Source organism: Haloferax sulfurifontis, from assembly GCF_014635105.1.
Lineage (GTDB): Archaea > Halobacteriota > Halobacteria > Halobacteriales > Haloferacaceae > Haloferax > Haloferax denitrificans.
Genome location: NZ_BMCI01000001.1, coordinates 139,225 through 161,825, shown reverse-complemented (window position 1 = coordinate 161,825; position 22,601 = coordinate 139,225). Strand labels below are relative to the sequence as shown.

Genomic DNA, 22,601 nt, shown 5'->3' with positions numbered 1-22,601 from the left:
GAGACCGTCGAGAGTCGTTAGTTGTCGCCGGACTTCGACTGCCAGGCGTAGCTCCGACGCTTCTTCGACTTACCGAAGCCGCAAGACGAGCAGACCTTCTTCTTCACGTGGTAGGACTTCTCGCCGCAGCGACGGCACTTGACGTGCGTCGTCTTGTTCTTCTTTCCTTGGCTGGGGGTTCCTGCACCCGTCATGCTTTGATGGTGACGACGTTATCGCCGCGTATAATGGTTGTGTCTTGGACTTGCTCGAGTTCGATATCCCCGGGCACGGTGTCTTCGTCCAGCGCTTCTTCGAGTACGACGTTCATGTGCTGGTCGTAACCAGCGAGGACGCCGAAGTACGCGTTTCCGTCCTTGAGGAGAACCGTCACCGGCTCGTCGAGTGACGCTTCGAGGACGTCGAGGGGTCGGCCGCTCATGCATCAAATCCGTCTCGTAGTTGTCTTAAATGTGCCGGACCGACAGTGCGAAATCGCTTCGAACCCGGTCGTTCGGGGGCGAAATCGTCGTCGAACAGACGGGTGACCGCGAATCGCGCGAGGGACTCGCACGGGTGCGAGCGTACGGACGCGGTGAACCCACGTAGTTTTTAGTCCCCCCGTGAGTAGAACTCAGTACCAGAAACCCGCGGGTAAGTGCGGGCGCGCCCAGTTCGACCGATTCGGGCCGTCTCGCACGCGGGGTCATTCGACCGACGAGCTGCAAGACGCCGGGGCCGGTGGCCCCCAGACACCCGTCTTTCCGTGAGCACCTTCGCCACATCGTGGCTTTCGATGCTCGGAATATCGAGACACAAACCATGGAAATCGAAATCGCAACCATAGGCGGATACGAAGAAGTCGGCCGTCAGATGACGGCCGTCCGTGCCGGAGACGACGTCGTCGTCTTCGACATGGGTCTCAACCTGTCGCAGGTCCTCATCCACGACAACGTCGAGACCGAAAAGATGCACAGCCTCGACCTCATCGACATGGGCGCTATTCCGGACGACCGGGTCATGAGCGACCTCGAAGGAGACGTGCAGGCCATCGTCCCCACGCACGGTCACCTCGACCACATCGGGGCCATCTCCAAGCTCGCCCACCGCTACGACGCCCCCGTCGTCGCCACGCCCTTCACCATCGAACTGGTGAAACAGCAGATCGAAGGCGAGAACAAGTTCAACGTCAACAACGACCTCGTCAAGATGGAAGCCGGGTCGACGATGTCCATCGGTGACTCCGGACAGGTCGAACTCGAATTCGTCCACGTCACCCACTCCATCATCGACGCCATCAACCCGGTCATCCACACGCCCGAGGGCGCAATCGTCTACGGTCTCGACAAGCGCATGGACCACTCGCCGGTCCTCGAAGACCCCATCGACATGAAGCGCTTCCGCGAGATCGGCCGCGAGGGCAACGGCGTGCTCGCGTACATCGAAGACTGTACGAACGCCGGCCGGAAGGGCCGCACGCCCTCCGAGTCCGTCGCGCGCCGCCACCTCAAAGACGTGATGACCTCCGTCGAGGACTACGACGGCGGCATCGTGGCGACGACGTTCTCGTCGCACATCTCCCGGGTCTCCTCGCTCGTCGAGTTCGCCAAGGACATCGGCCGCCAGCCGGTCCTCCTCGGCCGCTCGATGGAGAAGTACTCCGGCACCGCCGAGCGCCTCGGCTTCGTCGACCTCCCCGACGACCTCGGGATGTACGGCCACCGCAAGTCCGTCGACCGCACCTTCAAGCGAATCATGAAGGAGGGCAAGGAGAACTACCTGCCCATCGTCACGGGCCACCAAGGCGAGCCGCGCGCGATGCTCACCCGCATGGGCCGCGGCGAGACGCCGTACGAGATCGACGACGGCGACAAGGTCATCTTCTCGGCGCGGGTCATCCCGGAGCCGACGAACGAGGGCCAGCGCTACCAGTCCGAGCGCCTCCTGCGCATGCAGGGCGCGCGCATCTACGACGAGATTCACGTCTCGGGCCACCTCCGCGAGGAGGGCCACTACGAGATGTTGCAGGCGCTCCAGCCCCAGCACGTCATCCCGGCTCACCAGAACCTGAAAGGCTTCGCTCCGTACGTGGACCTCGCGGAGAGTCAGGGCTACGCCCTCGGTCGCGACCTCCACGTCACGCGGAACGGCAACATGATCCAGCTGGTGGAGTGATGACTCCCGACGCGACGGAAAAGCGGGTGCTCGAGGCGATTCGCGAGCGACGCGAGCTCGTCAACGACGCGCTCGACGAGGACGTGCCGATGGCCGAGCCCGAACGGCTCTACGAGGCCACCCGGTACCTCCTGAAAGCCGGCGGCAAGCGCCTCCGGCCGACCGTCTCCCTCCTGACCGCGGAGTCCCTCGCGGACGTCGAACCGATGTCGGAGGACTACCGGGCGTTCCCGACGCTCGCGGGCGACGCCATCGACGTGCTGGTCGCCGCCGTGAGCATCGAGGTCATCCAGTCGTTCACGCTCATCCACGACGACATCATGGACGACGACGACCTCCGTCGCGGCGTTCCGGCGGTCCACAAGGAGTACGACACCTCGACCGCCATCCTCGCCGGCGACACGCTGTACGCCAAGGCGTTCGAACTCCTGACGAAGACGGGCGCGGACCCCGCCGACGGCCTCGAAGCCGTCCGCCGGCTCGCGACCACCTGCACGCAGATCTGCGAGGGGCAGGCGCTCGACATCGAGTTCGAGCGCCGCACCGAGGTGCTCCCCGACGAGTACCTCCAGATGGTCGAGCTGAAGACGGCGGTTCTCTACGGGACCGCCGCCGCCGTTCCGGCGGTCATCATGGGCGCCGACGACGAGGTCGTCGAGGCGCTCTACCAGTACGGCATCGAGTCCGGGAGCGCGTTCCAGATTCAGGACGACGTGCTCGACCTGACCGTGCCGTCCGACCAGCTCGGCAAACAGCGCGGCTCGGACCTCGTGGAGAACAAAGAGACCATCATCTCGCTTCACGCGCGCCAGCAGGGCATCGACGTGGACGACCTCGTCGACGCCGAGACGGCCGAGGAACTCACCGAAGACGCCGTCGAAGCCGCTGTCGCCGAACTGAACGAGGCGGGAAGCATCGACTACGCCCGCGAGATGGCCGAAGACCTCACCGAGCAGGCCAAGTCGCGGCTCGACGTCCTCCCGGACAACGAGGCCCGCGACCTGCTGTGCGACATCGCGGACTACCTCATCACCCGCGGCTACTGAGCGCGCGGCGCGCCCGCCGCGAACCGCGGACGCCGGCCGTGCGGTTTTCTCTTCGACCCGTTCGGTCCCCGAGCCCCGCCGTAACTCATATCTACTCCGAAGTGCTAACATATGACGTACCCCTGCCCGCGCGAGGACCCGTCCCCGCAATCCGGGCCTGTTTTTAGGCGCGCCGCGGAAGCGAACGGTAATGGACGACGAGCTTCGAGAGCGCATCGAGCGAGAGGCCGAGAAGCACGCGCTTCTCAACGCGGTCAAACACGACAGCGACGCCGACGTGGGCGCGATTATGGGCCCGCTGATGGGCGAGAACCCCGACTTCCGACAGCACGGCGGCGAGATTCCGGGCCTCATCGGCCCCGTCGTCGCCGAGGTCAATCGGCTGTCGGCGGGCGAAAAGCGCGAGCGACTCGAAGAGCTCGCGCCCGAGGAACTCGCCGAGATGGAAGCCGAGGAGGAAGCGGACGACTCGCTCCTTCCCGACCTCCCGAACGCCGAGGACTACGACGAGGTCCGCATGCGCGCCGCGCCGAACCCCAACGGCCCGTGGCACCTCGGCCACGCCCGCATGCCCGCGGTCATCGGGACGTACAAGGAGATGTACGACGGCTCCTTTATCGTCCGGTTCGACGACACCGACCCGGAGACAAAGCGGCCGGACCTGACCGCGTACGACGCCATCCTCGACGACATCGACTACCTCGGGTTCGAGCCCGACGACGTGATTCGCGCCTCGGACCGTGTGGAGACGTACTACGACTACGCCCGCGAACTCATCGAGATGGGCGGCGCGTACACCTGCTCGTGTTCGGGCGAGGCGTTCTCGAACCTGAAGAACGACGGGAAGCCGTGTCCGCACCGCGACAAGGACTCCGAGACGACCCGCGAGGAGTTCGAGGACATGGTCGCAGGCGAGTACAGCTCGGGCGAGATGGTCCTCCGCGTCAAGACCGACATCGAACACAAGAACCCCGCGCTCCGCGACTGGGTCGCCTTCCGCATGATAGACACGCCGCACCCCCGCGAGGAGGCGGCCGACTACCGCGCGTGGCCGATGCTCGACTTCCAGTCCGGCGTCGACGACCACCTCACGGGCGTCACCCACATCATCCGCGGCATCGACCTGCAGGACTCCGCGAAGCGCCAGCAGTTCGTCTACGACTACTTCGGCTGGGACTACCCCGAGGTCGTCCACTGGGGCCACGTGCAGGTCGACGCCTACGACGTGAAGATGTCCACGTCGAGCATCAAGGAGCTCATCGACGCGGGCGAGGTCGAAGGCTGGGACGACCCGCGCGTGCCGACCATCAAGAGCCTCCGTCGCCGCGGCATCCGCGGGCAGGCCATCGTGGACGCGATGGTCGGCCTCGGCACCTCCACGTCGAACGTCGACCTCTCGATGTCGACCGTCTACGCGAACAACCGCGACCTCGTTGACGACGAGACGGACCGCTACTTCCTCGTCCGAGATGGAGAGGAGTTCGCCGTCGAGGGCGGCCCCGACAGCGCCCACCCGCCGCTTCACCCGAGCTTCGAGGAGCGCGGCACCCGCGACATCCCCGTCGGCGACAGCGTCCGCCTCGAATCGGGCGACGTGCCCGCCGAGGGCGAGCGCGTCTGGCTGAAGGGCTTCGGCGCGGTCCGCCGCGAGGGCGACTCGCTCGTCGCCACCGGCGACGACCTCGACGTGGTCCGCGAGGGCGACGTGGCCGTGATTCACTGGGTCCCGACCGACGGCGTCTCGGTCCGCATGCGCACCATGGACGGCGACGTGACGGGCGTCGCTGAGCCCGACTTCGGCGACGTGCCCGAGGACGAACTCGTCCAGTTCGAGCGCGTCGGCTTCGTCCGCGTGGACGACCGCGGCGACGACGAGACGGTCGTCTACTTCGCGCACAAGTAAGCCGAGCGACGGACAGTCGCTCTCGACACGAACACTCGTTTTACCCACCCGCGCCTAAGGAGTCGTATGACCCTCCTCGACCTCACCCGCCGCGTCGAAACGGGGATGCCGACGTACCCCGGCGACCCGCCAGTCACAGTCGAGTCGCACGCCGACTTCGACGCCGACGGCTACCGCGTCTCGCGGCTCGAGCTCGGAACCCACGCGGGCACGCACGTCGATGCCCCCGCCCACACCGAGCCGGACGGCGCGACGCTCGACGACTTCCCGGTCGAGGACCTCCGGTTCACCGCTCGGGCCATCGACTGCCGAGACGCGGGGGCCCGCGGCCGAATCGGACCGGACGCGATTCCAGAACACCTCGAACCGCGTGTGGACTTCCTCGTGTTCCGGACCGGCTGGGACGACGAGTGGGGAACCGAGCGCATGACCGACCACCCGGCGCTCGCGCCGGAGACAGCCCGTGCCTGCGCGGACCGGGGGCTGTCTGTCGGTATCGACGCGCTCAGCCCCGACCCGACCGGCGGCGACGACGTGCCCGCCCACCACGCGATTCTCGGGGCGGGCCTCCTCGTCGTCGAGAACCTCCGCGGGTTGGACGCGCTCCCGACCGACCGGACGTTCGACCTCTACGTCATGCCGCTTCGGGTGGACGCCGACGGCGCGCCCGCCCGGGTCGTCGCCGACGCGGAGACGGGGCTGATTCGGCGTCGAGACGAGCGGTGAGTCGGCGGGAACCGGGGGGAACGCGAAACCGGTCGGCGCTCAGACCACCACGGTCAGGACGAACCCGACGAGCATCGAGAACGTCAACAGGGCCTGTACCGCCGCGGTGGCGAGGACGCCGACGGTGGCGACGAGGGCGCGCCGACCGCTCTCTTCGGCGTCCTGATGGTCGAGGTATTCGAGGGCGAAGACGGTGCCCGCGACGCCGACGAAGATGCCGAGCGGGCCGATGAGGAACATGAGCAGGAAGCCGGCGACGCCGGCGATAATCGACGTTCGAGTCGACGCGCCGCCGAACCGTGCGGCGACCATCCCGCCGGCGTAGTCGGTGACGAGCGCGACGAGGCCGACGAGCGTCAGCCCGACGAACGCGATGGGACCGGGGTCCGAAAAGCCGGACGCCACCCAGTAGACGACCACACCGAGCACGGACAGGAGCGCGCCGGGGAGAAGCGGGAGCACGCTCCCGACGACGCCGAGGACCAGGAGGGCGAGCGCAATCCAGAGGAACACGTCCATACCGGGGTGGTTCGGGCCGGGGGCTATTCACCCCACCGAGTGGGCGCGTCGAGACTGCGGCGGGAAACGGTGAGTGTAACGGGCCACCGATTCGCGCGCCGCGCGACCCGGTTTCGCGCCCGTTCGGGGGATAGTTTATTGCCTCTACCGGAATATGTCACTAAGAGTCATGGCTATCGACCCGCAGTTCGAGGCAAACAGAGAGAAGGTCGGAGAGGAAAACGGCGTGGCCGTCTGGGGACCGGTCGAACCGCCGGAGAAACTCGGCATCCACGGCACGCACGTCGCGGTGGACTTCGACATCTGTCTCGCCGACGGGGCGTGTCTGGAGGACTGCCCCGTGGACGTGTTCACGTGGGTCGACACGCCCGACCACCCCGAGTCGGACATCAAGGCCGAACCGACCCACGAAGACCAGTGTATCGACTGCATGCTCTGTGTCGACGTCTGCCCGGTCGACGCCATCGACGTCGACCCCGGGCGAGCGGGACGCATCTGAGGGAAGAAACCCCGATTTTTTGCGGGTGACGCCGCCGCCAGCGACGCCGCCGCCAGCGACGCCGCCGAGCGGCGCAGACGTTCCGGCCACCTAGTACAAAAGATTATTATGAATATGAGCTAGCATTAACTGGAGAGTGTTCTCAATGCACATGGTGGTACTTACCAAAGGCGTTCCCGACTTCCGGGAGGGCCAGGTATCGTTTGACGAGGACGGGCACCTCGAACGGGGGAAGACGCCCACGGTGATGAATCCGAACGACCGCTTCGCGCTGGAGGCGGCGCTCCAGACGCGGGTTCGACACGGCGGACGGGTGAGCGTGATGAGCATGGGGCCGCCGGGGTACAAGGAGGTGTTACAGGAGGCGATGGAGACGGTGTACGCCGACGACCTCCACCTCGTCTCGGACCGCGAGATGGCGGCCGCCGACACGTGGGCGACGGCCATCACCCTCAGCGCGGGCATCGAGACGCTCGGCGAGCCGGACGTGGTGTTCGCCGGGTTCAAGACCGCCGACGGGGAGACGGGCCACACCGGCCCGCAGACGAACTGGTGTCTCGACATGCCGCTCGTCACCCACGTCGTCTCCCTCGACATCGACGAGGAGGCGGGGACCCTGCGCGCCAAGCGACTGGTCGAAGGCGACATCGAGGAGATAGAGACCGTCGAGACGGAGCTTCCGGCGTTCGTCGTCGCGGACCCCGAGTTCGAGCCGTCGTATCGGACGGCGGGCGAGCGCCTGACGCTGAAGGACTTACGCGAGGAGACGAAGGCACGCGCCGAAAACTACGAGGAGCACCTGACGGTGCGGGACCACGCCGACATCAACGTCGACCCGGACTACATCGGCCTCGACGGCTCGCCGACCATCGTCTCGTCGGTCGACCCGATTCCGAAGGCCCCGGCGGAGCGGGAGGCCACGATGGTCGACCCGGACGATACGGGAGCCATGCAGGACGTGCTGACCGCGATGCAGTCGGCGGTGGGCGACGGCGACGGCGGCGACGCCGCGGCCGCTGGGGGTGACTGAGCGTGACCGACTTCGACCCCGGCGACTACGAGATTTCGGAGCTCGGCCCGGCCATCAAGGACATCGACGACCTCGGCGAGCTAGAGGAGATTCTACAGGCCGAACACCGCGGGCAGAACCGCGCGCCGGCCGTCGCGCTCATCGAGAGCCGCATCGAGAAGTTCTCCGAGGACGACGAGGAGCCGGCGGACGCGGGCGAACTGGACCTCGCGTCGATGAGTACCGCAGAAATCGGGAACACCCTCCAGAGCGTCGAGGAGGTCTCGCAACTCGAAGCGCTCCTCGAACGCGAGGAGGCCGGTGAGGACCGCGACCCGGTGAAGCGACTCATCAGCAACCGCATCGACTCGGTGAAGGGAAGCGACGAGGAGGACACGGAAGTCGAGGTGGACGACCGGACGCCAGAGGAGCGCCACCCCGACCTCGACCACCCGACCCGCGACAAGCGACACGTCCGGTCGCTCCACGGGGGGACCTACCGCGACATGTGGGTCTACTGCGAGACGCAGGCGGGCGAACTCGTGGACGTGTCCAAGGAGATGCTCGGGAAGGCCCGCGAGCTGATGGACACCTACAACGACGACTACACGACCGACGAGCGGGTCGTCGCGGTGCTCATCGGCTCCGACGTGTCGAAACACGTCGAGGACGTCATCGCCCACGGCGCGGACGTGGTCGTCGTCCGCGAGGACGCCCGGCTCGAACGCTTCCAGCACAAGCCGTACACCGAGATATTCTGCGACATGGCCCGCGCGGGGGCCACCCACCAGAACTTCGAGGTCACGGACGGCCGCGACGAGTCGTGGCGCGACTACGACAAGCCGCGGTACGTGCTGTTCCCGGCGACGAACAACGGCCGGGACCTCTCGGCGCTCGTGCAGGCCGAACTCGACTCCGGCCTCGCCAGCGACTGCTCGGGGTTGTACATCACAGAAGAGGTCATCTCGAACCCGGTCAAGACCGGCGTCGCCGGCGAGAAAAAGGAGTTCCAGCGCGTCCTGCACATGAAGCGCCCGGACTTCTCGGGCTTCGAGTACTCGACGATTCTCTGTATCGACAACCCGACGCGGGAGTTCCACCCGCAGGGCGCGTCGGTCATCCCCGGGAGCTTCGACGTGCCCGACCCGGACCCAGACCGCGAGGGGCTCGTGGTCGAACACGACGCCCCGCTCGACGACGACTGGTTCCGCGTCACCGTCACCGACTTCGACCGACTGGACGAGGGCATCGACCTGACCGGCCACGAGGTCATCGTCGCGGTCGGCCGCGGCATCGGCGACGACCCGACGAAGGGCATCGAACTCGCCTTGGACCTCGCCGACCAGTTCGAGGACGCCGAGGTCGGCGTCACCCGCGGCATCGTCACGGGGTCGTTCAACTTCGACGGCCACGTCGAGCAGTACACCCACGAGGACAGACAGATAGGCGAGACGGGGCAGGTCGTCGCGCCGAAACTCTACGTCGCGGCGGGCATCTCCGGCGCGGTCCAGCACAAGGTCGGCATGGACGAGTCGGACACCATCGTCGCCGTCAACACCGACCCCGACGCCCGCATCCGCGACTTCTCGGACTACTTCATCGAGGGCGACCTGTTCGAGGTGTTGCCGAGGCTGACGACGGCGCTCAAGGAGGGCCGGTTCGAGGCGGCGGTCGCCAGCGACGGGGGACGCGCGGCATCGACGCCGCCGGCCGGAGCACCCGACGATGGCGTTGGAGCGGCCGCGGACGACCGAGGTGAGTCGCGATGAGCGACTACGAGCACTACGAGGCGCTCGTCGTCGGGGCGGGTCCCGGCGGCGCGGCGGCGGCCGCGACGTTCGCCAACTACGGCATCGAGACGCTCGTCCTCGAACGCGGCGTCGAGGCCGGGTCGAAGAACGTCTCGGGCGGGCTCATCTACGCCGAGGAGTCCGCGCCCTACACCATCGACGACCTCTTTCCGGGCTTCCGCGAGGCGGCCGCCGAGCGGCCCATCACGAAGTACCGCATCCACAACATCGCCGGCGACAAGGTGGAGTCGTTCGACCTCACGGACCTCCACGAACACGACACCGAGTGGTCCGACTCGGTCCTCCGGCGGAAGATGGACTCGTGGCTCGAAGACCGCGTCCACGAGCGGACCCGCGAGACCGGCGGCGGTCTCCTGACGGGCGTCCACGTCAACGGCCTGCTCCGCGAGGAGGGCCGCATCGTCGGCGTCACGCTCGACGAACTCGACCCGATAACGGCCGATATCATCGTCGCCGCCGACGGGGTGAACTCGGAACTCGCCCGCGACGCGGGCCTGATGGACTGGGACGAGCCAGACGAGTGGTTCCAGGGCGTCAAGGCCGTCGTCGACATGCCGGAAGACGCCATCGCCGACCGGTTCGACGTGGCGGAAGACGAGGGCGCGGCCCACCTGTTCTCGGGCGACCTCTTCGAGGGCGTCCGCGGCGGCGGCTTCCTCTACACGAACCGCGACACGCTGTCGCTCGGGACGGTGTTCCACCTCGACAGCCTCGTCGCCGAGGAGGCGGAGCCACACGAGCTACTGGACGGGCTCTTGACCCACCCGCTTCTCGCGCAGTGGCTCGGTGACGACTACACGGAACTGGAGTACAGCGCGAAGCTCGTGCCCGACTCGAAGAAGGTCGCCCTGCGCGAACCGCACTTCGGCCGCCTGCTCCTCGTCGGCGACGCGGCCGGCCAGATGCAGGCGCAGGGGCCAATCATCAAGGGCATGAACCACGCCGTCACCGCCGGCGCGCTCGCCGCGGAGTCGTACGCGCAGGCCAAATCGCGCAACGAACCGGAGAAGGCGGGGACCCGCTACGCCCGCAAACTCCGGAGCGAGGGCGTGATGAAGAAGCTCCGGCCACGCGGCTACGAACTGCTCCGCGGCGTCGCCGAGGACGACGGCGTGACCAGCGTGGTCGATTCGGTGCTCACCTCGGCGGTCGGGCGCGCCGGCGTCCGCGCGCTCTCCGGGCGGCTCGAGCGCCTCTACAACGTCCCGACGCTGTCGGCGCTGATGCCGGACACGCGGACGCCCTACGTGACGCTCCCGACGGTCATCGCCGAGGAGTTGGGGACGCGGGTGCGCGAGACGAGCTCGGTGACGCCGCCGGACCTCGAAGCCCGTATCGGCGCGCTGACCTACGACACCGACATCGGGAACCCGCACATCACGCTCCGCGACGAGTCCTACGAGGCGAGCGGGGCCGCGGTGGCGGCCTGTCCGGTCTCGGCGGTCGACTTCGGCGGCGGCTGTTACCGCGAGGAGGTCGTCCGGACCAACGGCTCCGAGGAGCGCGTCGTCAGCCTCGACACCCAACCCTGCGTCGAGTGCGGCACCTGCGCCGTCGTCGCCGACACCGACTGGAGCCACCCGCGCGGCGACAAGGGCGTCGAGTTCAAGTGGGGGTGACGGGGGTGCGAAGATGAGCGGCGACGCGACCGACCCGGCCTCTCGCCCCGTCGCCGACGGCCGCGGGGCCGAGGAGCGTCACCCGGAAGACGTGCGGTTCGGTGAGCGCGCCAGAGCCCTCGCCGCCGAGGCGCGGGAAGCGCGGGAGTCGTTCGACCCGCCGCCGTCGTCGGCCGCGGGCCGGCGCGCGCTCGAATGCGCCCGCGACGGCGTCGGCCCGGCGGTCTCGCTCTACGTCAGCGCGCGGACGGGCGACCGACTGGTCTCCTTCACCGGCGAGGAGTTCGAACTCCTCCACCGGGCGATGAACGACTGGCTCGCCATGTACGCCCGGTGCTACGGCGTCGACCTCGACGCGGACTTCACGGTGCGTGAGGCCGCCGAAGTCCTGCTTCGGACCCACGACGTGGTCGACACCGCCCAACTCCTGACCTGCGTCCCCGAGCGGCGCTGAGGGCGGCCCGCGCCCCGCGGTCGCGGTCCCGCTTCAGGCGTCAGCGAAGCCGACTGTCGGCGAGTCGAACACGAACAACAATTATAAATCATGAGTGTGATTGTGTACCATGGAAGTAACTGACAGTCTCAACTTCGGACACAAAGACCGCAAAGACATCTACGAGTACATCGAGCGCAACGGGACCGTCCGCGAGGACGAGGTACGCCGGGCGCTCAACTTCGAGCCGGCGGCGCTGGGGGCGCATCTGACCGTTCTGCGACGCGACGGCTACATCCGAAAAGTCGGCAACCACGTCGAGGTGGCGTACGCGCCCGGCGAGGCGGAGACGGTCGAACTCGGCGACCTCGACGTGACGATTCGGATGGCCCAGAACGTCGACTTGGAGAGCCTCGTCGACGCCATCCACGAGGTCGCGGACGAGGGCCGGTACATCGAGGCCGAGACGGTCGCCGACCTGCTCGACCACGAGGAGGTCGTCCTCCGGCACAACGACGTGAACTCCCGGATGGTGTTCGTCGCCACCGTCGGCGACGAGCTCGCCGGCTGGGTCCACCTCGACCTGCCCGAGGCGGAGAAGCTGAGCCACACCGCCGTCCTGACGGTCGGCACGCGACCGGAGTTCCGCGGTAACGGCGTCGGGAGTAGACTCCTCGACCGCGGCGTCGACTGGGCGCGCGAGCGCGGCTTCGAGAAGCTCTACAACAGCATCCCGGCGACCAACGAGGAGGCCATCGCGTTCCTCGAAGGCCACGGCTGGGAGACCGAAGCCGTCCGCGACGGCCACTACAAGATAGACGGCGACTACGTCGACGAAGTGATGATGGCCGTGTCGCTCCGGTGAGCGCGGACTCGCTCCGTCTCCGACCCTGATTTTCTGCGCGTCGTCTCCCGCCAGCGACGCGTGGGTCTGCGACCGCCCCGCGTGCGACCGGTCGCGCGACCACCCGACCGGCTTACGACCAGTCGTCTGCGGCCCCGTCGAGGGGCTCGGCGACGACGCCGTCCCGCTGGACGAGCGCCCTCGCGTGGGCCGTACAGACGTTCCTGTCGGCGTCCCACGGCACGTAGAGCCTGACCGCCGCGACGTTCTCGCAGTCGGGTTCGCTACACTCGGCCATACGGGGAGCGTCGGCGCCGACGACTATCGGTGTGTCGGCGAGCGGGCGATCGCCGCGGCCGTTCCCACGGGCGACGTCACCGGAACCGCTCGCGCTCGGCGTGGGCCGCGTCGGTGCCGTACTCGTCCACGAGCGGTTCGTAGGCGTCGCCGAGCGCGCGCATGGCCCCCGCGGTCGAGTGGAAGTCGAGTTCGTCGGCGACGGCGTCCCACGGGTGCGTCTGGAAGACCTTCCGGACCAGCAGTCGCTCCTCCCGGGGCGCAAGCGAGGCCCGGTCCGGATTCGTGAGGTGCGCGAGTCCGAGTCGCCGGAACGCGCCAGGGGCGGTCGTGTAGAGTCCCGGCCCGTACGACGCGCCGACGACGACGCGCCACTCGTACTCGGAGAGGTCCGGTTCGGCGGCGGTGTCGACGGCGGCGAGGGCGGCCCGCGCCACGTCGGCGTCGAGGTCCGAGAGGGCGTCGCCGAGCACGTCGCCGACGCGGCCGAGGAACCACCTCGCGTGGCGGTCCCGGAGGTCGCGACCGGCGGGCGACAGCGGGCGCATCATGAGCGCCGAGTACTCGCCGCTGGTGTCGTTTCTGGTGGTCGAGAGGTGGACCGTGCCGTAGCCGTTGTCGCGCCAAAACGAGAGGAGGTCGGGGGTCGCACCGAAGCCGACGCCGAGGTAGTCCGCGTCGCCCGCGAACTCGTCGCGTACCTCCGAGAGGAGCCGCGAGCCGAGGCCGGACGACCGGACCGCGTGGTGGGTGGCGATGCGCATCACGCGGTAGCCGACGGGGACTCCCGCCGCCTCGTCCCGGAGTTGGCTCGTGAACACGTCGGGGAGCATGTTCCCGCGGACCCGCCCGCCGTCGTACATGTGCCGGCGGGTGTCGGCGTCGAGGCCGCCCTCGCGGGCGAGGAGCGCGACCGAGACGACCCGACCCTCGTGGGTGAGCGCACGGAGCGTCAGGTTCGGGGCGTCGAGGAGGCGGGCGAGGTCGTCCGGCTCGGTCCGGTAGTGCGCGAGGACGAGCAGGCCGAACGCCTCGCGGAGCAGGTGCTCGTCCGCCAGCAGGTCGTCGGGCGAAAGCGCCCGGTAGGAGGCGGATTCGGGCGTCGCGTCCGCGACGAGTTGGTCGACCGGCGGCCGGGCGTCGAGGAGGAGCGCGCGGAACGTCCACGACTCGACGGGGTCGCCGGCGGCGTAGCGAATCGGGTCGTCGAGGCGCGCGTCGGTCACCTCGCGGTCCGCGTCGTCGAGGCGGTCGCGGAAGCGGACGGCGAACCCGCGGCCCGCGCCCTCGTAGCCGCGGACGGTCGTACAGAAGGCGACCGCGGGCGCGGCGAGGAACGATTCGAGGAGCCTGACGGGCAGGGCGGCCGCCTCGTCCACGACGAGTGCGTCGGCGTCGGCCCCGGCCGCGCCGGCTTCTATCGGCGGGACGTAGCGGACGCGCCCGCCGCGGTCGGCCGCGATGTCGAAGTCGTCTGCGCCGCCGCCTCGGAGCGCGCCGAGTTCGGAGAGGAGTCGCTCGGCGCGGGCGAACACCTCGGCGGCGTTCCGCTTCCCGGGCGCGGTCACGACCACGTCGGCACCTTCGGCGGCGAGGCTCCCGGCGGCGAGGCCCGCCGCGCTCGATTTCCCGCGGCCGCGGTCGGCCTCCACGACGACGGCGGTCCCCGGTTCCGTCAGGGCTTCGAGCGCGGCGAGCGCCTCGGACTGGTCGGCGGTGAGGCAGTCCTCGTAGGCGCGCCGCGGGAACCGTCGGTCCACCTCTCTCGGCACCCGCGGCGGGGCGGCGTCGAAGCTGATTCCCTGTCGGTACGCGCCGTCGCGCTCGACGGTCCCCGAATCGAGGTCCACGAGGGCGACGCCGGGGTGGTCCCGGAGCGTCGAGACGAGTCGGCCGCGGAAGCGACCCGTCACGTCGCCGACGGCAAACGGCGGGACGGCCAGTCGCTCGTCGAACGAGTCGCGGCGGGCCGGCCAGCCGTCGAGAGCGGGGGTGAGCAAAACGAGCAGGCCGCCGCCGTCGACCGCGCCGGCGACGCGGCCGAGCGCGTTCGCCGAGAAGTCCTCGTGGGCGTCGAGTACGACGAGCGACCGGGTCGTCCCGAGGAGCGACGAGGCGCGCTTCGGTTCGACGCGGTGGAAGCGAAAGCCCTCGCGGGCGGTGACGAACGTCACCTCGTCGTCGGGCACGTCGGCCCCGCGGACCGCGTCGAAGGCGGCGTCGATGCCGGCGTCCCGGTCGCCGGCGAGGACGATGAGGCGTCGCTGGTTCGTCGCCAGCGCCTCCTCGCGGCGGGCGGCGGCGAGCGCCTCGACGTCGGGGTCGTCGCCGAGTTCGGTCATAGAGGCGATACGCTGGCGCGGCTATTCACTTCCTTCGGTCGGGTTCGAGCGCCCCCCGTGCTCCGGTCGGTACAGAGCCAGTTTTGATGGGGCGTCACACCCGCTAGAGGTGCGTTGTGTGAGCAACCGACACGGAGGTTCGGGGCGCTTCGGTCGGCGGGAAATCGGGCGATTCGCGGGTCGTGCGGACGCGTCGCACGGCGCTACGATTTTGAAAGCGCTTTTATGGGGGCCGGAGCAAAGGATGGTTACAGCCTGTCCGGGGTTGATGAACCTCCTCGCCGTAGGGAAATCGTTGACCGGTCGCGACCGACCGACCGGTGTGATACCGGCGAGGGAGTCGAGCCCGCGAGCAGGATATAGGTGAACAACAATGGCTGTTTACGTAGACTTCGACGTACCGGCCGACCTCGCTGACAGCGCCGTCGAGGCGCTCGAGGTCGCCCGAGATACTGGTATCGTGAAGAAAGGAACCAACGAAACGACCAAGTCCATCGAGCGGGGCAACGCCCAGCTCGTCCTCATCGCGGAAGACGTCTCCCCCGAGGAGATCGTCATGCACCTGCCCGAACTCGCCGACGAGAAGGGCATTCCGTTCATCTTCGTCGAGACGCAGGACGACATCGGCCACGCCGCCGGCCTCGAAGTCGGCAGTGCCGCGGCCGCCATCGTCGACGCCGGCGACGCGTCCGACGATGTCGAGGACATCGCGACTAAGGTCGAGGACCTTCGATAACCGACCATGAGCGCGGACGAACAAGCCAGCGACTCGACGCCTGCCGAAGTCATCGAAGTCGTTGGAAAGACTGGGATGCACGGCGAGGCCATGCAGGTCAAGTGCCGCATCCGCGAAGGCTCCAACCAGGGCCGTATCATCACGCGAAACGTGCTGGGTCCCGTCCGCGAGGGCGACATCCTCCAGCTCCGCGAGACCCAGCGTGACGCCGACTCCATCGGAGGGCAGTAACAATGGTCGAAAAGCGCACGTGCGACTACAGCGGTGACGAAATCGAGCCCGGCACGGGCACGATGTACGTCAAGACCGACGGCACCATCCTCCACTTCAAGGACTCGAAGGCCGAGAAAAACTACTTCCTCGGCCGCGAGGCCCGCGACCTCGAGTGGACGGAGGCCGGCCGCCGCGCGAGCGGCAAGTCGGAGGACAACTGATGTCCGACGCTGAGCGAACCTTCGTGATGGTCAAGCCCGACGGCGTCCAGCGCGGCCTCATCGGAGACATCGTCTCCCGCTTCGAGGACCGCGGTCTCAAGATGGTCGCCGGCAAGTTCATGCAGATCGACGAGGAGCTCGCCCACGACCACTACGGCGAGCACGAGGGCAAGCCCTTCTTCGAGGGTCTCGTCGAGTTCATCACGTCCGGTCCCGTCTTCGCGATGGTCTGGGAAGGACAGGACGCGACGCGACAGGTCCGCCGCATGATGGGCGAGACGGACCCCGCAGAGTCCGCCCCCGGAACCATCCGCGGCGACTACGGTCTCGACCTCGGCCGGAACGTCATCCACGGCTCCGACCACGAGGACGAGGGCGCGAACGAGCGCGAAATCGCGCTCTTCTTCGACGAGGACGAACTCGTCGACTACGAGCGCGTCGACGAGACCTGGCTCTACGAGTAAGTCTCGTCTCGCGGTTCTCACGCTTTCTTCCGAGAGGAGCGACGGCCACGTCTCCCCTCTCGTCCGCGCTCCAGCCGCCGAGAGGGCGTTCTCGTCGGGGCGGTGTGCGGGATTCTACCATCGGTCATCCACGCTCGGCGACGACCCTCACCGCGGCCTGACCGTCCACCGCGCGGCGAACAACGGTTTTCTTGTCGCCCGGCGAATCGTGTCACATGGTCGAAGTGGAACTCGTGGTCCTCGCGCTCGCGGTGGTGTTCGTCGGCGGCGCGGCGGCGATGCTCGGCGCGACCGCGATTGCGGCGTGGACGACCGCGCGACTGGCGGCGACGCTCTCGATGCTCGTGCGGCCGGTCGTCCTCGGCCCAACAGACATCCGCGACGTGGAACTCCGCGTGGCCGGCCTGCGCGCGCTCGACCACGTCGATTCCGGCGTCGTCACGAACGTCGTCCCCGAGCGGCGGCGCGGCGCGAGCGGCCTCGCTCGGTTCTCCCGGCGGGACGGCGTGCGGTTCGACCTCGCGCTCGCGACGCCCGACGACCGGACCGCGGCGGTCTGGGTGCCGGTTCCGGAGGCGCTGACCGGCGGGTCGCGGTTCGAGCGCATCGCCGCGGCGTGCGACGTGGTCCCCGAGGAGATTTCGGACGCCGTCGGCGCGGAGCTTCCGCTGGTGCGCAGTTCTGACGGCGGCTGGCGCGTCGGAAGCGGCGACGCCTCCGGCCACCGCCGGGGCGACGACGATGCCGCACTCGGTCGCTCGTTCGAGACCGAGCGCGCCTGAGTCGCGCCGGCGAGTCGTCACGTCGTCACGCCCTCAAGTCGTCGCGTCACCACCACCGACCGAGACGCGACCGAAGGCGGTGCAGTCCCGCGGCTCTGTGGTCACGGGTCGAGACGGACGAAAAAGAACGAAACGCGGCGTCAGTCGCTCAGTCGGCCTGCGGGACGGGCGCGTCGAGGTCGATTTCGCCGGCGTCGAGTTCGGCTTCGACCTCGCGGGCGGCCTGCACCATGTTCTCCATCTTCTGGTAGGCGACCTCGCGGGGGAGGAGCTTCACGCCGCAGTCGGGCGAGACGGTGAGCTTCTCCGGCGGGACGACCTTCAGGCCCTGCTTGATGTTCTCCTTTATCTCCTCGACGGTCTCGACTTCGGCGGTGTGAACGTCGACGACGCCGAGCGCGAGGTCCGGCTCGAACTCGGGGTCGGTGAACACGTCTATCTGCTCGTAGCCGCCGTTGCAGAGTTCCACGTCGAACTCGTCGATGGGGTAGTCGTTGAGTTCGGGGTAGATGCGGGAGTAGTCGCCGTAACAGACGTGGAGGCCGATGCGGACCTCGTCGGGGACGCCCGCGACGATGCGTTCGAGACACTCGCCGACGATGGCGTGGTCGTCCGGCGTCGTCGCCAGCGCGGGCTCGTCGATCTGGATGTAGGTCGCGCCCGCCTCGACGAGCTGTTCGATCTCCTCGTTGACGAGGTCGGCCAGCGCGTACGCGAGGTCCGCCTCGGAGTCGTAGTGCTCGTTGAACGACCAGCTCGCAAGCGTGTACGGGCCCGTGATGGGCACCTTGACGGGCTTGGAAGCCACGTCGCTCGTGAACTCGAACTCGTCGACCAGCCACGGCTCGTCGTACTCGACCTCCCCGACGACCGAGGGCTTGTCGAAGTAGTTGTGGCCCCACACCTTCACCGGGCCGTTGAACTCGTAGCCGGGGATACGGTGGGCGAAGTACTCGACCATCTCCTCGCGGCGCATCTCGCCGTCGACGACGGTGTCGAGGCCGGAGCGCTCGTGTTCGTTGGTGATGACGCGACAGGCGTCGTCGTGGGCCTCGTGGAGGTGCTCCTGAGTGAACTTGGAGTCGGGGTCCTCCGCGAGGTCGTTGGCGCGGTTGAGCCACTTGGGCTTCGGGTAGGAACCGACGACGGTCGTGAGCAGGAAGTGCTCGTTGTCGTGGTTCTCGGGGCGGAACTGCTCGCGGTTCTCGGCGTCGCGGCTCATGCTTCCACCTCCAGTTCGTCCTCGGTGGCGGCCGCGAGGGCGGCGAGTTTCTCCGTCGCGCGGTTCTCCGGCAGGTAGAACAGTTCGGTGTTGGAGGTCACGTAGGCGGTGTCGAACGTCTGGCTCTGGACGTTGTCGAGGGTCCACTCGACGCGCTCGCGGACCGTCTCGGGGTCTTCGACCAGCGTGTTCTGGCCGTCGACGAGGCCCAGGGCGATGTCGTCTTTCGTGCCGTACTCGTTGACGTTGTAGAGCGTCTGGTCGCGGTCGCCGGCGACGAAGTCGAAGCCGATGGCGTCGACGTCGGCGTCCATGAGGTGAGCGTAGACCTTCTCGTCGAGCGCGCCCCAGTAGGTGTGGACGACCACGTCGGCGTCGGTCGCCTCGGAGACGGCCGAGATGGCCTCGGGGACGCGCTCGTCGACGTCCTCGCCCGGCGGCGAGAACACGAGCGAGGGTTCGAGGAGGAACAGCGTCTCGTGGTCCGGGAAGGCGTCGACCTCGCCCGCGAGGAACTCGCTGACGGCGTCGAGGAACTCTGCCTCGTCGCCGTAGTGCTCGTCGGTCGCGAGGTCCGAAAGCGAGTACGGGCCGGGGAGGACCGCCTGCAACGACTCGTCGCCGAGGAGGTCGGCGGTGGCGTCGAGCTCGGCCGCGACGTCGCCGGAGAAAGTGAGTTCGCCGCGGACCTGCGGGTCGCGGTAGAAGTTGTTGTTGTCGTAGTAGCGGACGATGCCGCCGGTCTCGACGTTCTCGTGGACCGTCAGCGGGTGCGCGAGCATGTCGTCCCAGCGGAGTTGCCCCTCGACGACGCGGTCGAGGCCGGCGTCGGTCTGCTCGGAGACGACTTCCTCGCGGGCGCGGTCGTACGCACCCACGATGTCTGCGCCCTCGTTACCGGAGATGAGGTCGTGTTTCTGGTGGCCCTTGAGGTCCGAAAGCTCCTGTTTCGCCCAATCCGGGAGGGGATACAGTCCCGGTGTCGTCGAGACGAGTTCAGTCATCACTCCTGGCTAAGAAATGACGGTGTATAATATTTCCTGTATCAATATATGCGCATTGGTTATCCCAACGCGAGCACCGTGAGCGTCTCGTAGGGGTACGACTCCTGCACGACGACCTCGTGGCCGAAGCCGTTCGCCTCGGCGCGGGCGAGCACCTCGTCGTAGCCGGTGAAGCTACTCACGAGGAGGAAGACGATGCCGCCGGGTTTGAGGACGCGCCCGACGGTGTCGAGGAAGGGGTCGATGATTTCGCGACCGTCCTCGCCGCCGGTGAGGGCGACTTCCATCCAGTCGTCGCGCGCGGCTTCGAGGTCCTCGGGGAGATACGGCGGGTTGAACGCCACCGCGTCGAAGGCGTCGTCGCGGAACGGCTCGACGAGGCTCCCGCGGACCACCTCGAACCCGCGGTGGCCGTCGGCGCGGAGGGCGGCGGCGCGGTCGGCCGCCTGCCGGCAGGCGTGGGGGTTGAGGTCGCTGGCGACCACGTCGGCGTCGGTCTTCGTCGCGAGCCGTTCTGCGACCCAGCCCGAGCCGGTGCCGACTTCGAGGACGCGCCCCGAGACGCGGCCGACCGCGGCCTGCGCGAGCAGGCCGGAGTCTTCCGCGGGCTGGTAGACCGAGGTGTTCATGCCGCGGCGCTCGGCGAGGTCGGTCATTCGTCGGCCCCCTTGACGCCGCCGTCGGCCTCGGGACTCGCTTCGGGCCGCGAGTCGGTGAGCGGAATCGGACCCGAGGGGTCGCGCTCGGACAGCGCGCGCTGGGGGAACGGGATGGTGATTCCCTCCTCGTCGAACGCCTCGCTGACGGCCGAGATGGTCGCCGTCCGCGCGCGCCACCACCGGCGGGCGCTCGGGCGGTCTATCCACGGGCGCACACCGAGAACGACCGCCGAGTCGCCGAACCGCTTGGCGACGACCTGCGGCTTCGGCACCGAAAGCACCTCGTCGAGGTCTTCGACGGCCGCCTGTGCCACCTCGGCGGCGCGGTCGACGTCGGCCTCGTAGTCGACGCCGACCTCGATGTCGAGGCGGAGCCGCCCCTTTCGGCTCCGGTTGACGAGGCTCTCCGAACTCACCACGTCGTTCGGAATCATCACGAACTCGCCGTCGAACGTCTGGATGCGCGTGTTCACGACCGTGATCTCGGTGACGATGCCCTCGTGGTCGCCGACCTCGACCCAGTCGCCGATTTCGAACGGCCGGGAGAACATGATGACGAAGCCCGCGATGAGCGCCCCGAGAGTCTGTCTCGCGGCCATCCCGACCACGATGCCGAGGAAGCCCGCGCCGACGAGGAAGCCGCCGAGGTCGGCCCGCCAGATGCCGAGGATGACCGCGAGCGTCGCGAGGTAGGTCGTCACCTGCGCGATGCGGTAGATGATTTCGCGCTGGTGGTCCGAAATCTCCGGGCGCGTGCTCGCAATCTCGCCGATGAACCGGCCGAGGACGCTCGTGAGGACGTACGCGCCGACGACGAACGCCGCCGACAGCGCGATGCGGACGAACGTCTGTCTGTTGAGGTCGTACTGCGCCGAAATCGTGCCGATGTCGCCCGACAGCGACCAGACCGCGAAGACGAACGCCCCGCCGCCGGCGACGACGACGAGACGGAGGACCGTCACCGAGAGATGCCACACCGGCATCGAGACGGCCTCGACCTCCTTGTCGTGGAGTCGCGCGCCGAGTCGCCAGACGGCGACGACGGCGACGGTCACGAGGACGCTCGCGACGACCCGGAGTTCGAACGTCGGGAACAGCGACGCGATGTCGAGGATGGCGTCGCTCTGGAGGGGCGTTTCCGTCGAGGCGAGGCGGAGGAGCGCCGCGGCGAGTGCGGGTGCGGGGAGCGTCATGGATTACAGGCCGACCGACGCGGCGAGTTGCGCGAGTTCGGCGAACTCCGCGGGAGCCATGTTGCCGGCGCGCTTTCGGAGGACGTCTTCGTCCGCGGCCTCGACGACGGCCTCGGGGTCCGACAGCCCGGAGATGTGCGCCGTGTTGCGGATGCCGTTTCTGATGGTCTTGCGCCGCTGGGTGAAAAGCGCCTTCACGAAGTCGAGGAAGAACGCCTCGTCGTCGACCTCGTAGTCCGGCTCGCGCGGCGTGATGCGGACGATGACGCTCTGGACCGCGGGCTTGGGGGCGAACGCCTCGCGGGGGACGTGCTCGCAGACCTCCACGTCGCCGTAGTGCTGGGTGCTCACCGAGAGGCGACCGTACTCCGAGGTGCCCGCCTCGGCGGCCATCCGCTCGCCGAACTCCTTTTGGAACATCAACACGAGCGGCTTGCCTCGGGGAAGCAGACGGAACGAAATCTCCGAGGAGATGCCGTACGGGAGGTTCGAGACGCACGCCGTGAACTCGGGCAGGTCGACGTCGAGCGCGTCGCCCTCGACGACCGTGAGCCGCCCCGACTCGACCTCGTCGGCGAACTCGCGTCGCAGGTGGTCTGCGAACGTTCGGTCCTGTTCGACGACGGTCACGCGGTCGGCGACGCCGAGCAGTCGGTCCGTGAGGACGCCCGGCCCGCCGCCGATTTCGAGGACGTGCGAGCGGTCGGCCTCCTCGGGGAGATACGTCGGGATTCGGTCGACGACGCGGTCGTCGACGAGGAAGTGCTGGTCGTGGTCCGGGTTCCCGCGAGCGCCCGCCCGCCGGATGAGTGCGTCCGGGTCGCGCGCGGCGGTCCCGCGGACCTGTTCGCTACCGTCGCTCGTCATTGGGAGAGGTATCGTGCGGGAGCGGGTAAAAGTCCCGT

25 protein-coding genes are annotated in these 22,601 nt (G+C 68.3%); 15 read left to right on the top strand and 10 right to left on the bottom strand.

Annotation, left to right across the window (positions count from 1 at the left end; genetic code table 11):
• Nucleotides 1-17 precede the first annotated feature (17 nt).
• Complete coding sequence (locus IEV64_RS00885; protein ID WP_004042936.1) at nucleotides 18-194, bottom strand: 50S ribosomal protein L37e; 177 nt, start codon at nucleotides 192-194, stop codon at nucleotides 18-20.
• Nucleotides 191-421 (bottom strand): LSM domain-containing protein, encoded by a 231-nt coding sequence (locus tag IEV64_RS00880; protein ID WP_004042938.1) that lies wholly within the window; start codon nucleotides 419-421, stop codon nucleotides 191-193. The genes IEV64_RS00885 and IEV64_RS00880 overlap by 4 nt, the downstream gene beginning before the upstream one ends.
• Nucleotides 422-801: 380 nt before the next feature.
• Between IEV64_RS00880 and IEV64_RS00875 the strand changes: the two genes are divergently transcribed.
• From IEV64_RS00875 to IEV64_RS00860, 4 genes are all read left to right on the top strand, one after another.
• Entirely contained in the window at nucleotides 802-2,154 is a 1,353-nt protein-coding gene (locus IEV64_RS00875) for a ribonuclease J (protein ID WP_004061394.1), read from the top strand.
• Nucleotides 2,154-3,200 carry a geranylfarnesyl diphosphate synthase gene (gene idsA3, locus IEV64_RS00870; protein ID WP_004969403.1) on the top strand — a complete coding sequence of 349 codons (1,047 nt, stop codon included), beginning with the start codon at nucleotides 2,154-2,156 and terminating at the stop codon, nucleotides 3,198-3,200. Before IEV64_RS00875 ends, idsA3 begins: the two co-directional genes overlap by 1 nt.
• A 190-nt stretch (nucleotides 3,201-3,390) precedes the next feature.
• Nucleotides 3,391-5,103, top strand: coding sequence for a glutamate--tRNA ligase (locus IEV64_RS00865; RefSeq protein ID WP_188422906.1), 1,713 nt, complete (start codon nucleotides 3,391-3,393; stop codon nucleotides 5,101-5,103).
• A 66-nt stretch (nucleotides 5,104-5,169) separates the two neighbouring features.
• On the top strand, nucleotides 5,170-5,829 hold the full coding sequence (locus IEV64_RS00860) for a cyclase family protein (protein WP_007275186.1): 660 nt from the start codon (nucleotides 5,170-5,172) through the stop codon (nucleotides 5,827-5,829).
• Nucleotides 5,830-5,868: 39 nt separating this feature from the next.
• Here the strand turns inward: IEV64_RS00860 and IEV64_RS00855 are convergent, their stop codons facing one another.
• Nucleotides 5,869-6,348, bottom strand: coding sequence for a DUF456 domain-containing protein (locus IEV64_RS00855; protein WP_089777433.1), 480 nt, complete (start codon nucleotides 6,346-6,348; stop codon nucleotides 5,869-5,871).
• Nucleotides 6,349-6,517: 169 nt separating this feature from the next.
• On the opposite strand from IEV64_RS00855, the gene IEV64_RS00850 reads away from it, so the two are divergent.
• From IEV64_RS00850 to IEV64_RS00825, 6 genes are all read left to right on the top strand, one after another.
• Nucleotides 6,518-6,847, top strand: a complete 330-nt coding sequence (locus IEV64_RS00850) for a 4Fe-4S dicluster domain-containing protein (protein ID WP_004969399.1) — start codon at nucleotides 6,518-6,520, stop codon at nucleotides 6,845-6,847.
• A gap of 145 nt (nucleotides 6,848-6,992) precedes the next feature.
• Nucleotides 6,993-7,877, top strand: a complete 885-nt coding sequence (locus IEV64_RS00845; protein ID WP_049920554.1) for an electron transfer flavoprotein subunit beta/FixA family protein — start codon at nucleotides 6,993-6,995, stop codon at nucleotides 7,875-7,877.
• Between the two features lie 2 nt (nucleotides 7,878-7,879).
• The gene (locus IEV64_RS00840; RefSeq protein ID WP_188422905.1) at nucleotides 7,880-9,625 is read left to right on the top strand and encodes an electron transfer flavoprotein subunit alpha/FixB family protein; all 1,746 of its coding nucleotides are present in this window, start codon (nucleotides 7,880-7,882) and stop codon (nucleotides 9,623-9,625) included.
• Nucleotides 9,622-11,286, top strand: a complete 1,665-nt coding sequence (locus tag IEV64_RS00835; protein ID WP_188422904.1) for an FAD-dependent monooxygenase — start codon at nucleotides 9,622-9,624, stop codon at nucleotides 11,284-11,286. The genes IEV64_RS00840 and IEV64_RS00835 overlap by 4 nt, the downstream gene beginning before the upstream one ends.
• Nucleotides 11,287-11,299: 13 nt before the next feature.
• Nucleotides 11,300-11,740 carry a DUF8055 family protein gene (locus IEV64_RS00830; protein ID WP_007275180.1) on the top strand — a complete coding sequence of 147 codons (441 nt, stop codon included), beginning with the start codon at nucleotides 11,300-11,302 and terminating at the stop codon, nucleotides 11,738-11,740.
• Nucleotides 11,741-11,849: 109 nt separating this feature from the next.
• Nucleotides 11,850-12,584, top strand: a complete 735-nt coding sequence (locus IEV64_RS00825; protein ID WP_004969394.1) for a GNAT family N-acetyltransferase — start codon at nucleotides 11,850-11,852, stop codon at nucleotides 12,582-12,584.
• Between the two features lie 112 nt (nucleotides 12,585-12,696).
• Here IEV64_RS00825 and IEV64_RS00820 read toward each other — a convergent pair whose 3' ends face one another.
• Both IEV64_RS00820 and tmcA read right to left on the bottom strand, forming a co-directional pair.
• The gene (locus tag IEV64_RS00820; protein ID WP_007275179.1) at nucleotides 12,697-12,861 is read right to left on the bottom strand and encodes a DUF8014 family protein; all 165 of its coding nucleotides are present in this window, start codon (nucleotides 12,859-12,861) and stop codon (nucleotides 12,697-12,699) included.
• Nucleotides 12,862-12,937: 76 nt separating this feature from the next.
• Entirely contained in the window at nucleotides 12,938-15,202 is a 2,265-nt protein-coding gene (gene tmcA / locus IEV64_RS00815) for a tRNA(Met) cytidine acetyltransferase TmcA (protein ID WP_188422903.1), read from the bottom strand.
• Nucleotides 15,203-15,575: 373 nt separating this feature from the next.
• Here tmcA and rpl7ae point away from each other — a divergent pair, with 373 nt between their 5' ends.
• From rpl7ae to IEV64_RS00790, 5 genes are all read left to right on the top strand, one after another.
• Nucleotides 15,576-15,938 (top strand): 50S ribosomal protein L7Ae, encoded by a 363-nt coding sequence (rpl7ae, locus tag IEV64_RS00810; RefSeq protein ID WP_004042964.1) that lies wholly within the window; start codon nucleotides 15,576-15,578, stop codon nucleotides 15,936-15,938.
• Nucleotides 15,939-15,944: 6 nt separating this feature from the next.
• Nucleotides 15,945-16,169 carry a 30S ribosomal protein S28e gene (locus IEV64_RS00805; protein ID WP_004042966.1) on the top strand — a complete coding sequence of 75 codons (225 nt, stop codon included), beginning with the start codon at nucleotides 15,945-15,947 and terminating at the stop codon, nucleotides 16,167-16,169.
• Between the two features lie 2 nt (nucleotides 16,170-16,171).
• Nucleotides 16,172-16,372, top strand: a complete 201-nt coding sequence (locus IEV64_RS00800; RefSeq protein ID WP_004969391.1) for a 50S ribosomal protein L24e — start codon at nucleotides 16,172-16,174, stop codon at nucleotides 16,370-16,372.
• A complete protein-coding gene (gene ndk, locus IEV64_RS00795) occupies nucleotides 16,372-16,836 on the top strand; it encodes a nucleoside-diphosphate kinase (protein WP_007275177.1) in 465 nt (154 codons plus the stop codon). Before IEV64_RS00800 ends, ndk begins: the two co-directional genes overlap by 1 nt.
• A 215-nt stretch (nucleotides 16,837-17,051) precedes the next feature.
• Entirely contained in the window at nucleotides 17,052-17,618 is a 567-nt protein-coding gene (locus IEV64_RS00790) for a hypothetical protein (RefSeq protein WP_188422902.1), read from the top strand.
• A 148-nt stretch (nucleotides 17,619-17,766) separates the two neighbouring features.
• Here IEV64_RS00790 and IEV64_RS00785 read toward each other — a convergent pair whose 3' ends face one another.
• Genes IEV64_RS00785 through IEV64_RS00765 form a run of 5 tightly spaced genes read right to left on the bottom strand, consistent with a single transcriptional unit; the run spans nucleotide 17,767 to nucleotide 22,563 of the window.
• On the bottom strand, nucleotides 17,767-18,840 hold the full coding sequence (locus IEV64_RS00785; protein ID WP_007275175.1) for a methionine synthase: 1,074 nt from the start codon (nucleotides 18,838-18,840) through the stop codon (nucleotides 17,767-17,769).
• Complete coding sequence (locus tag IEV64_RS00780; protein ID WP_007275174.1) at nucleotides 18,837-19,844, bottom strand: vitamin-B12 independent methionine synthase; 1,008 nt, start codon at nucleotides 19,842-19,844, stop codon at nucleotides 18,837-18,839. The genes IEV64_RS00785 and IEV64_RS00780 overlap by 4 nt, the downstream gene beginning before the upstream one ends.
• A gap of 59 nt (nucleotides 19,845-19,903) precedes the next feature.
• Nucleotides 19,904-20,500, bottom strand: coding sequence for a HemK2/MTQ2 family protein methyltransferase (locus tag IEV64_RS00775; RefSeq protein ID WP_188422901.1), 597 nt, complete (start codon nucleotides 20,498-20,500; stop codon nucleotides 19,904-19,906).
• Nucleotides 20,497-21,696 carry a mechanosensitive ion channel family protein gene (locus IEV64_RS00770; protein ID WP_188422900.1) on the bottom strand — a complete coding sequence of 400 codons (1,200 nt, stop codon included), beginning with the start codon at nucleotides 21,694-21,696 and terminating at the stop codon, nucleotides 20,497-20,499. The genes IEV64_RS00775 and IEV64_RS00770 overlap by 4 nt, the downstream gene beginning before the upstream one ends.
• A 3-nt stretch (nucleotides 21,697-21,699) precedes the next feature.
• Nucleotides 21,700-22,563, bottom strand: coding sequence for a 16S ribosomal RNA methyltransferase A (locus IEV64_RS00765; protein WP_007275171.1), 864 nt, complete (start codon nucleotides 22,561-22,563; stop codon nucleotides 21,700-21,702).
• Nucleotides 22,564-22,601 lie beyond the last annotated feature (38 nt).

What these genes read in the sequence shown, in the direction of transcription:
- IEV64_RS00885 (WP_004042936.1), bottom strand. Translation starts at nt 194, where the DNA reads ATGACGGGTGCAGGAACCCCCAGCCAAGGAAAGAAGAACAAGACGACG.
- IEV64_RS00880 (WP_004042938.1), bottom strand. Translation starts at nt 421, where the DNA reads ATGAGCGGCCGACCCCTCGACGTCCTCGAAGCGTCACTCGACGAGCCG.
- IEV64_RS00875 (WP_004061394.1), top strand. Translation starts at nt 802, where the DNA reads ATGGAAATCGAAATCGCAACCATAGGCGGATACGAAGAAGTCGGCCGT.
- idsA3 (WP_004969403.1), top strand. Translation starts at nt 2,154, where the DNA reads ATGACTCCCGACGCGACGGAAAAGCGGGTGCTCGAGGCGATTCGCGAG.
- IEV64_RS00865 (WP_188422906.1), top strand. Translation starts at nt 3,391, where the DNA reads ATGGACGACGAGCTTCGAGAGCGCATCGAGCGAGAGGCCGAGAAGCAC.
- IEV64_RS00860 (WP_007275186.1), top strand. Translation starts at nt 5,170, where the DNA reads ATGACCCTCCTCGACCTCACCCGCCGCGTCGAAACGGGGATGCCGACG.
- IEV64_RS00855 (WP_089777433.1), bottom strand. Translation starts at nt 6,348, where the DNA reads ATGGACGTGTTCCTCTGGATTGCGCTCGCCCTCCTGGTCCTCGGCGTC.
- IEV64_RS00850 (WP_004969399.1), top strand. Translation starts at nt 6,518, where the DNA reads ATGGCTATCGACCCGCAGTTCGAGGCAAACAGAGAGAAGGTCGGAGAG.
- IEV64_RS00845 (WP_049920554.1), top strand. Translation starts at nt 6,993, where the DNA reads ATGCACATGGTGGTACTTACCAAAGGCGTTCCCGACTTCCGGGAGGGC.
- IEV64_RS00835 (WP_188422904.1), top strand. Translation starts at nt 9,622, where the DNA reads ATGAGCGACTACGAGCACTACGAGGCGCTCGTCGTCGGGGCGGGTCCC.
- IEV64_RS00830 (WP_007275180.1), top strand. Translation starts at nt 11,300, where the DNA reads ATGAGCGGCGACGCGACCGACCCGGCCTCTCGCCCCGTCGCCGACGGC.
- IEV64_RS00825 (WP_004969394.1), top strand. Translation starts at nt 11,850, where the DNA reads ATGGAAGTAACTGACAGTCTCAACTTCGGACACAAAGACCGCAAAGAC.
- IEV64_RS00820 (WP_007275179.1), bottom strand. Translation starts at nt 12,861, where the DNA reads ATGGCCGAGTGTAGCGAACCCGACTGCGAGAACGTCGCGGCGGTCAGG.
- tmcA (WP_188422903.1), bottom strand. Translation starts at nt 15,202, where the DNA reads ATGACCGAACTCGGCGACGACCCCGACGTCGAGGCGCTCGCCGCCGCC.
- rpl7ae (WP_004042964.1), top strand. Translation starts at nt 15,576, where the DNA reads ATGGCTGTTTACGTAGACTTCGACGTACCGGCCGACCTCGCTGACAGC.
- IEV64_RS00805 (WP_004042966.1), top strand. Translation starts at nt 15,945, where the DNA reads ATGAGCGCGGACGAACAAGCCAGCGACTCGACGCCTGCCGAAGTCATC.
- IEV64_RS00800 (WP_004969391.1), top strand. Translation starts at nt 16,172, where the DNA reads ATGGTCGAAAAGCGCACGTGCGACTACAGCGGTGACGAAATCGAGCCC.
- ndk (WP_007275177.1), top strand. Translation starts at nt 16,372, where the DNA reads ATGTCCGACGCTGAGCGAACCTTCGTGATGGTCAAGCCCGACGGCGTC.
- IEV64_RS00790 (WP_188422902.1), top strand. Translation starts at nt 17,052, where the DNA reads ATGGTCGAAGTGGAACTCGTGGTCCTCGCGCTCGCGGTGGTGTTCGTC.
- IEV64_RS00785 (WP_007275175.1), bottom strand. Translation starts at nt 18,840, where the DNA reads ATGAGCCGCGACGCCGAGAACCGCGAGCAGTTCCGCCCCGAGAACCAC.
- IEV64_RS00780 (WP_007275174.1), bottom strand. Translation starts at nt 19,844, where the DNA reads ATGACTGAACTCGTCTCGACGACACCGGGACTGTATCCCCTCCCGGAT.
- IEV64_RS00775 (WP_188422901.1), bottom strand. Translation starts at nt 20,500, where the DNA reads ATGACCGACCTCGCCGAGCGCCGCGGCATGAACACCTCGGTCTACCAG.
- IEV64_RS00770 (WP_188422900.1), bottom strand. Translation starts at nt 21,696, where the DNA reads ATGACGCTCCCCGCACCCGCACTCGCCGCGGCGCTCCTCCGCCTCGCC.
- IEV64_RS00765 (WP_007275171.1), bottom strand. Translation starts at nt 22,563, where the DNA reads ATGACGAGCGACGGTAGCGAACAGGTCCGCGGGACCGCCGCGCGCGAC.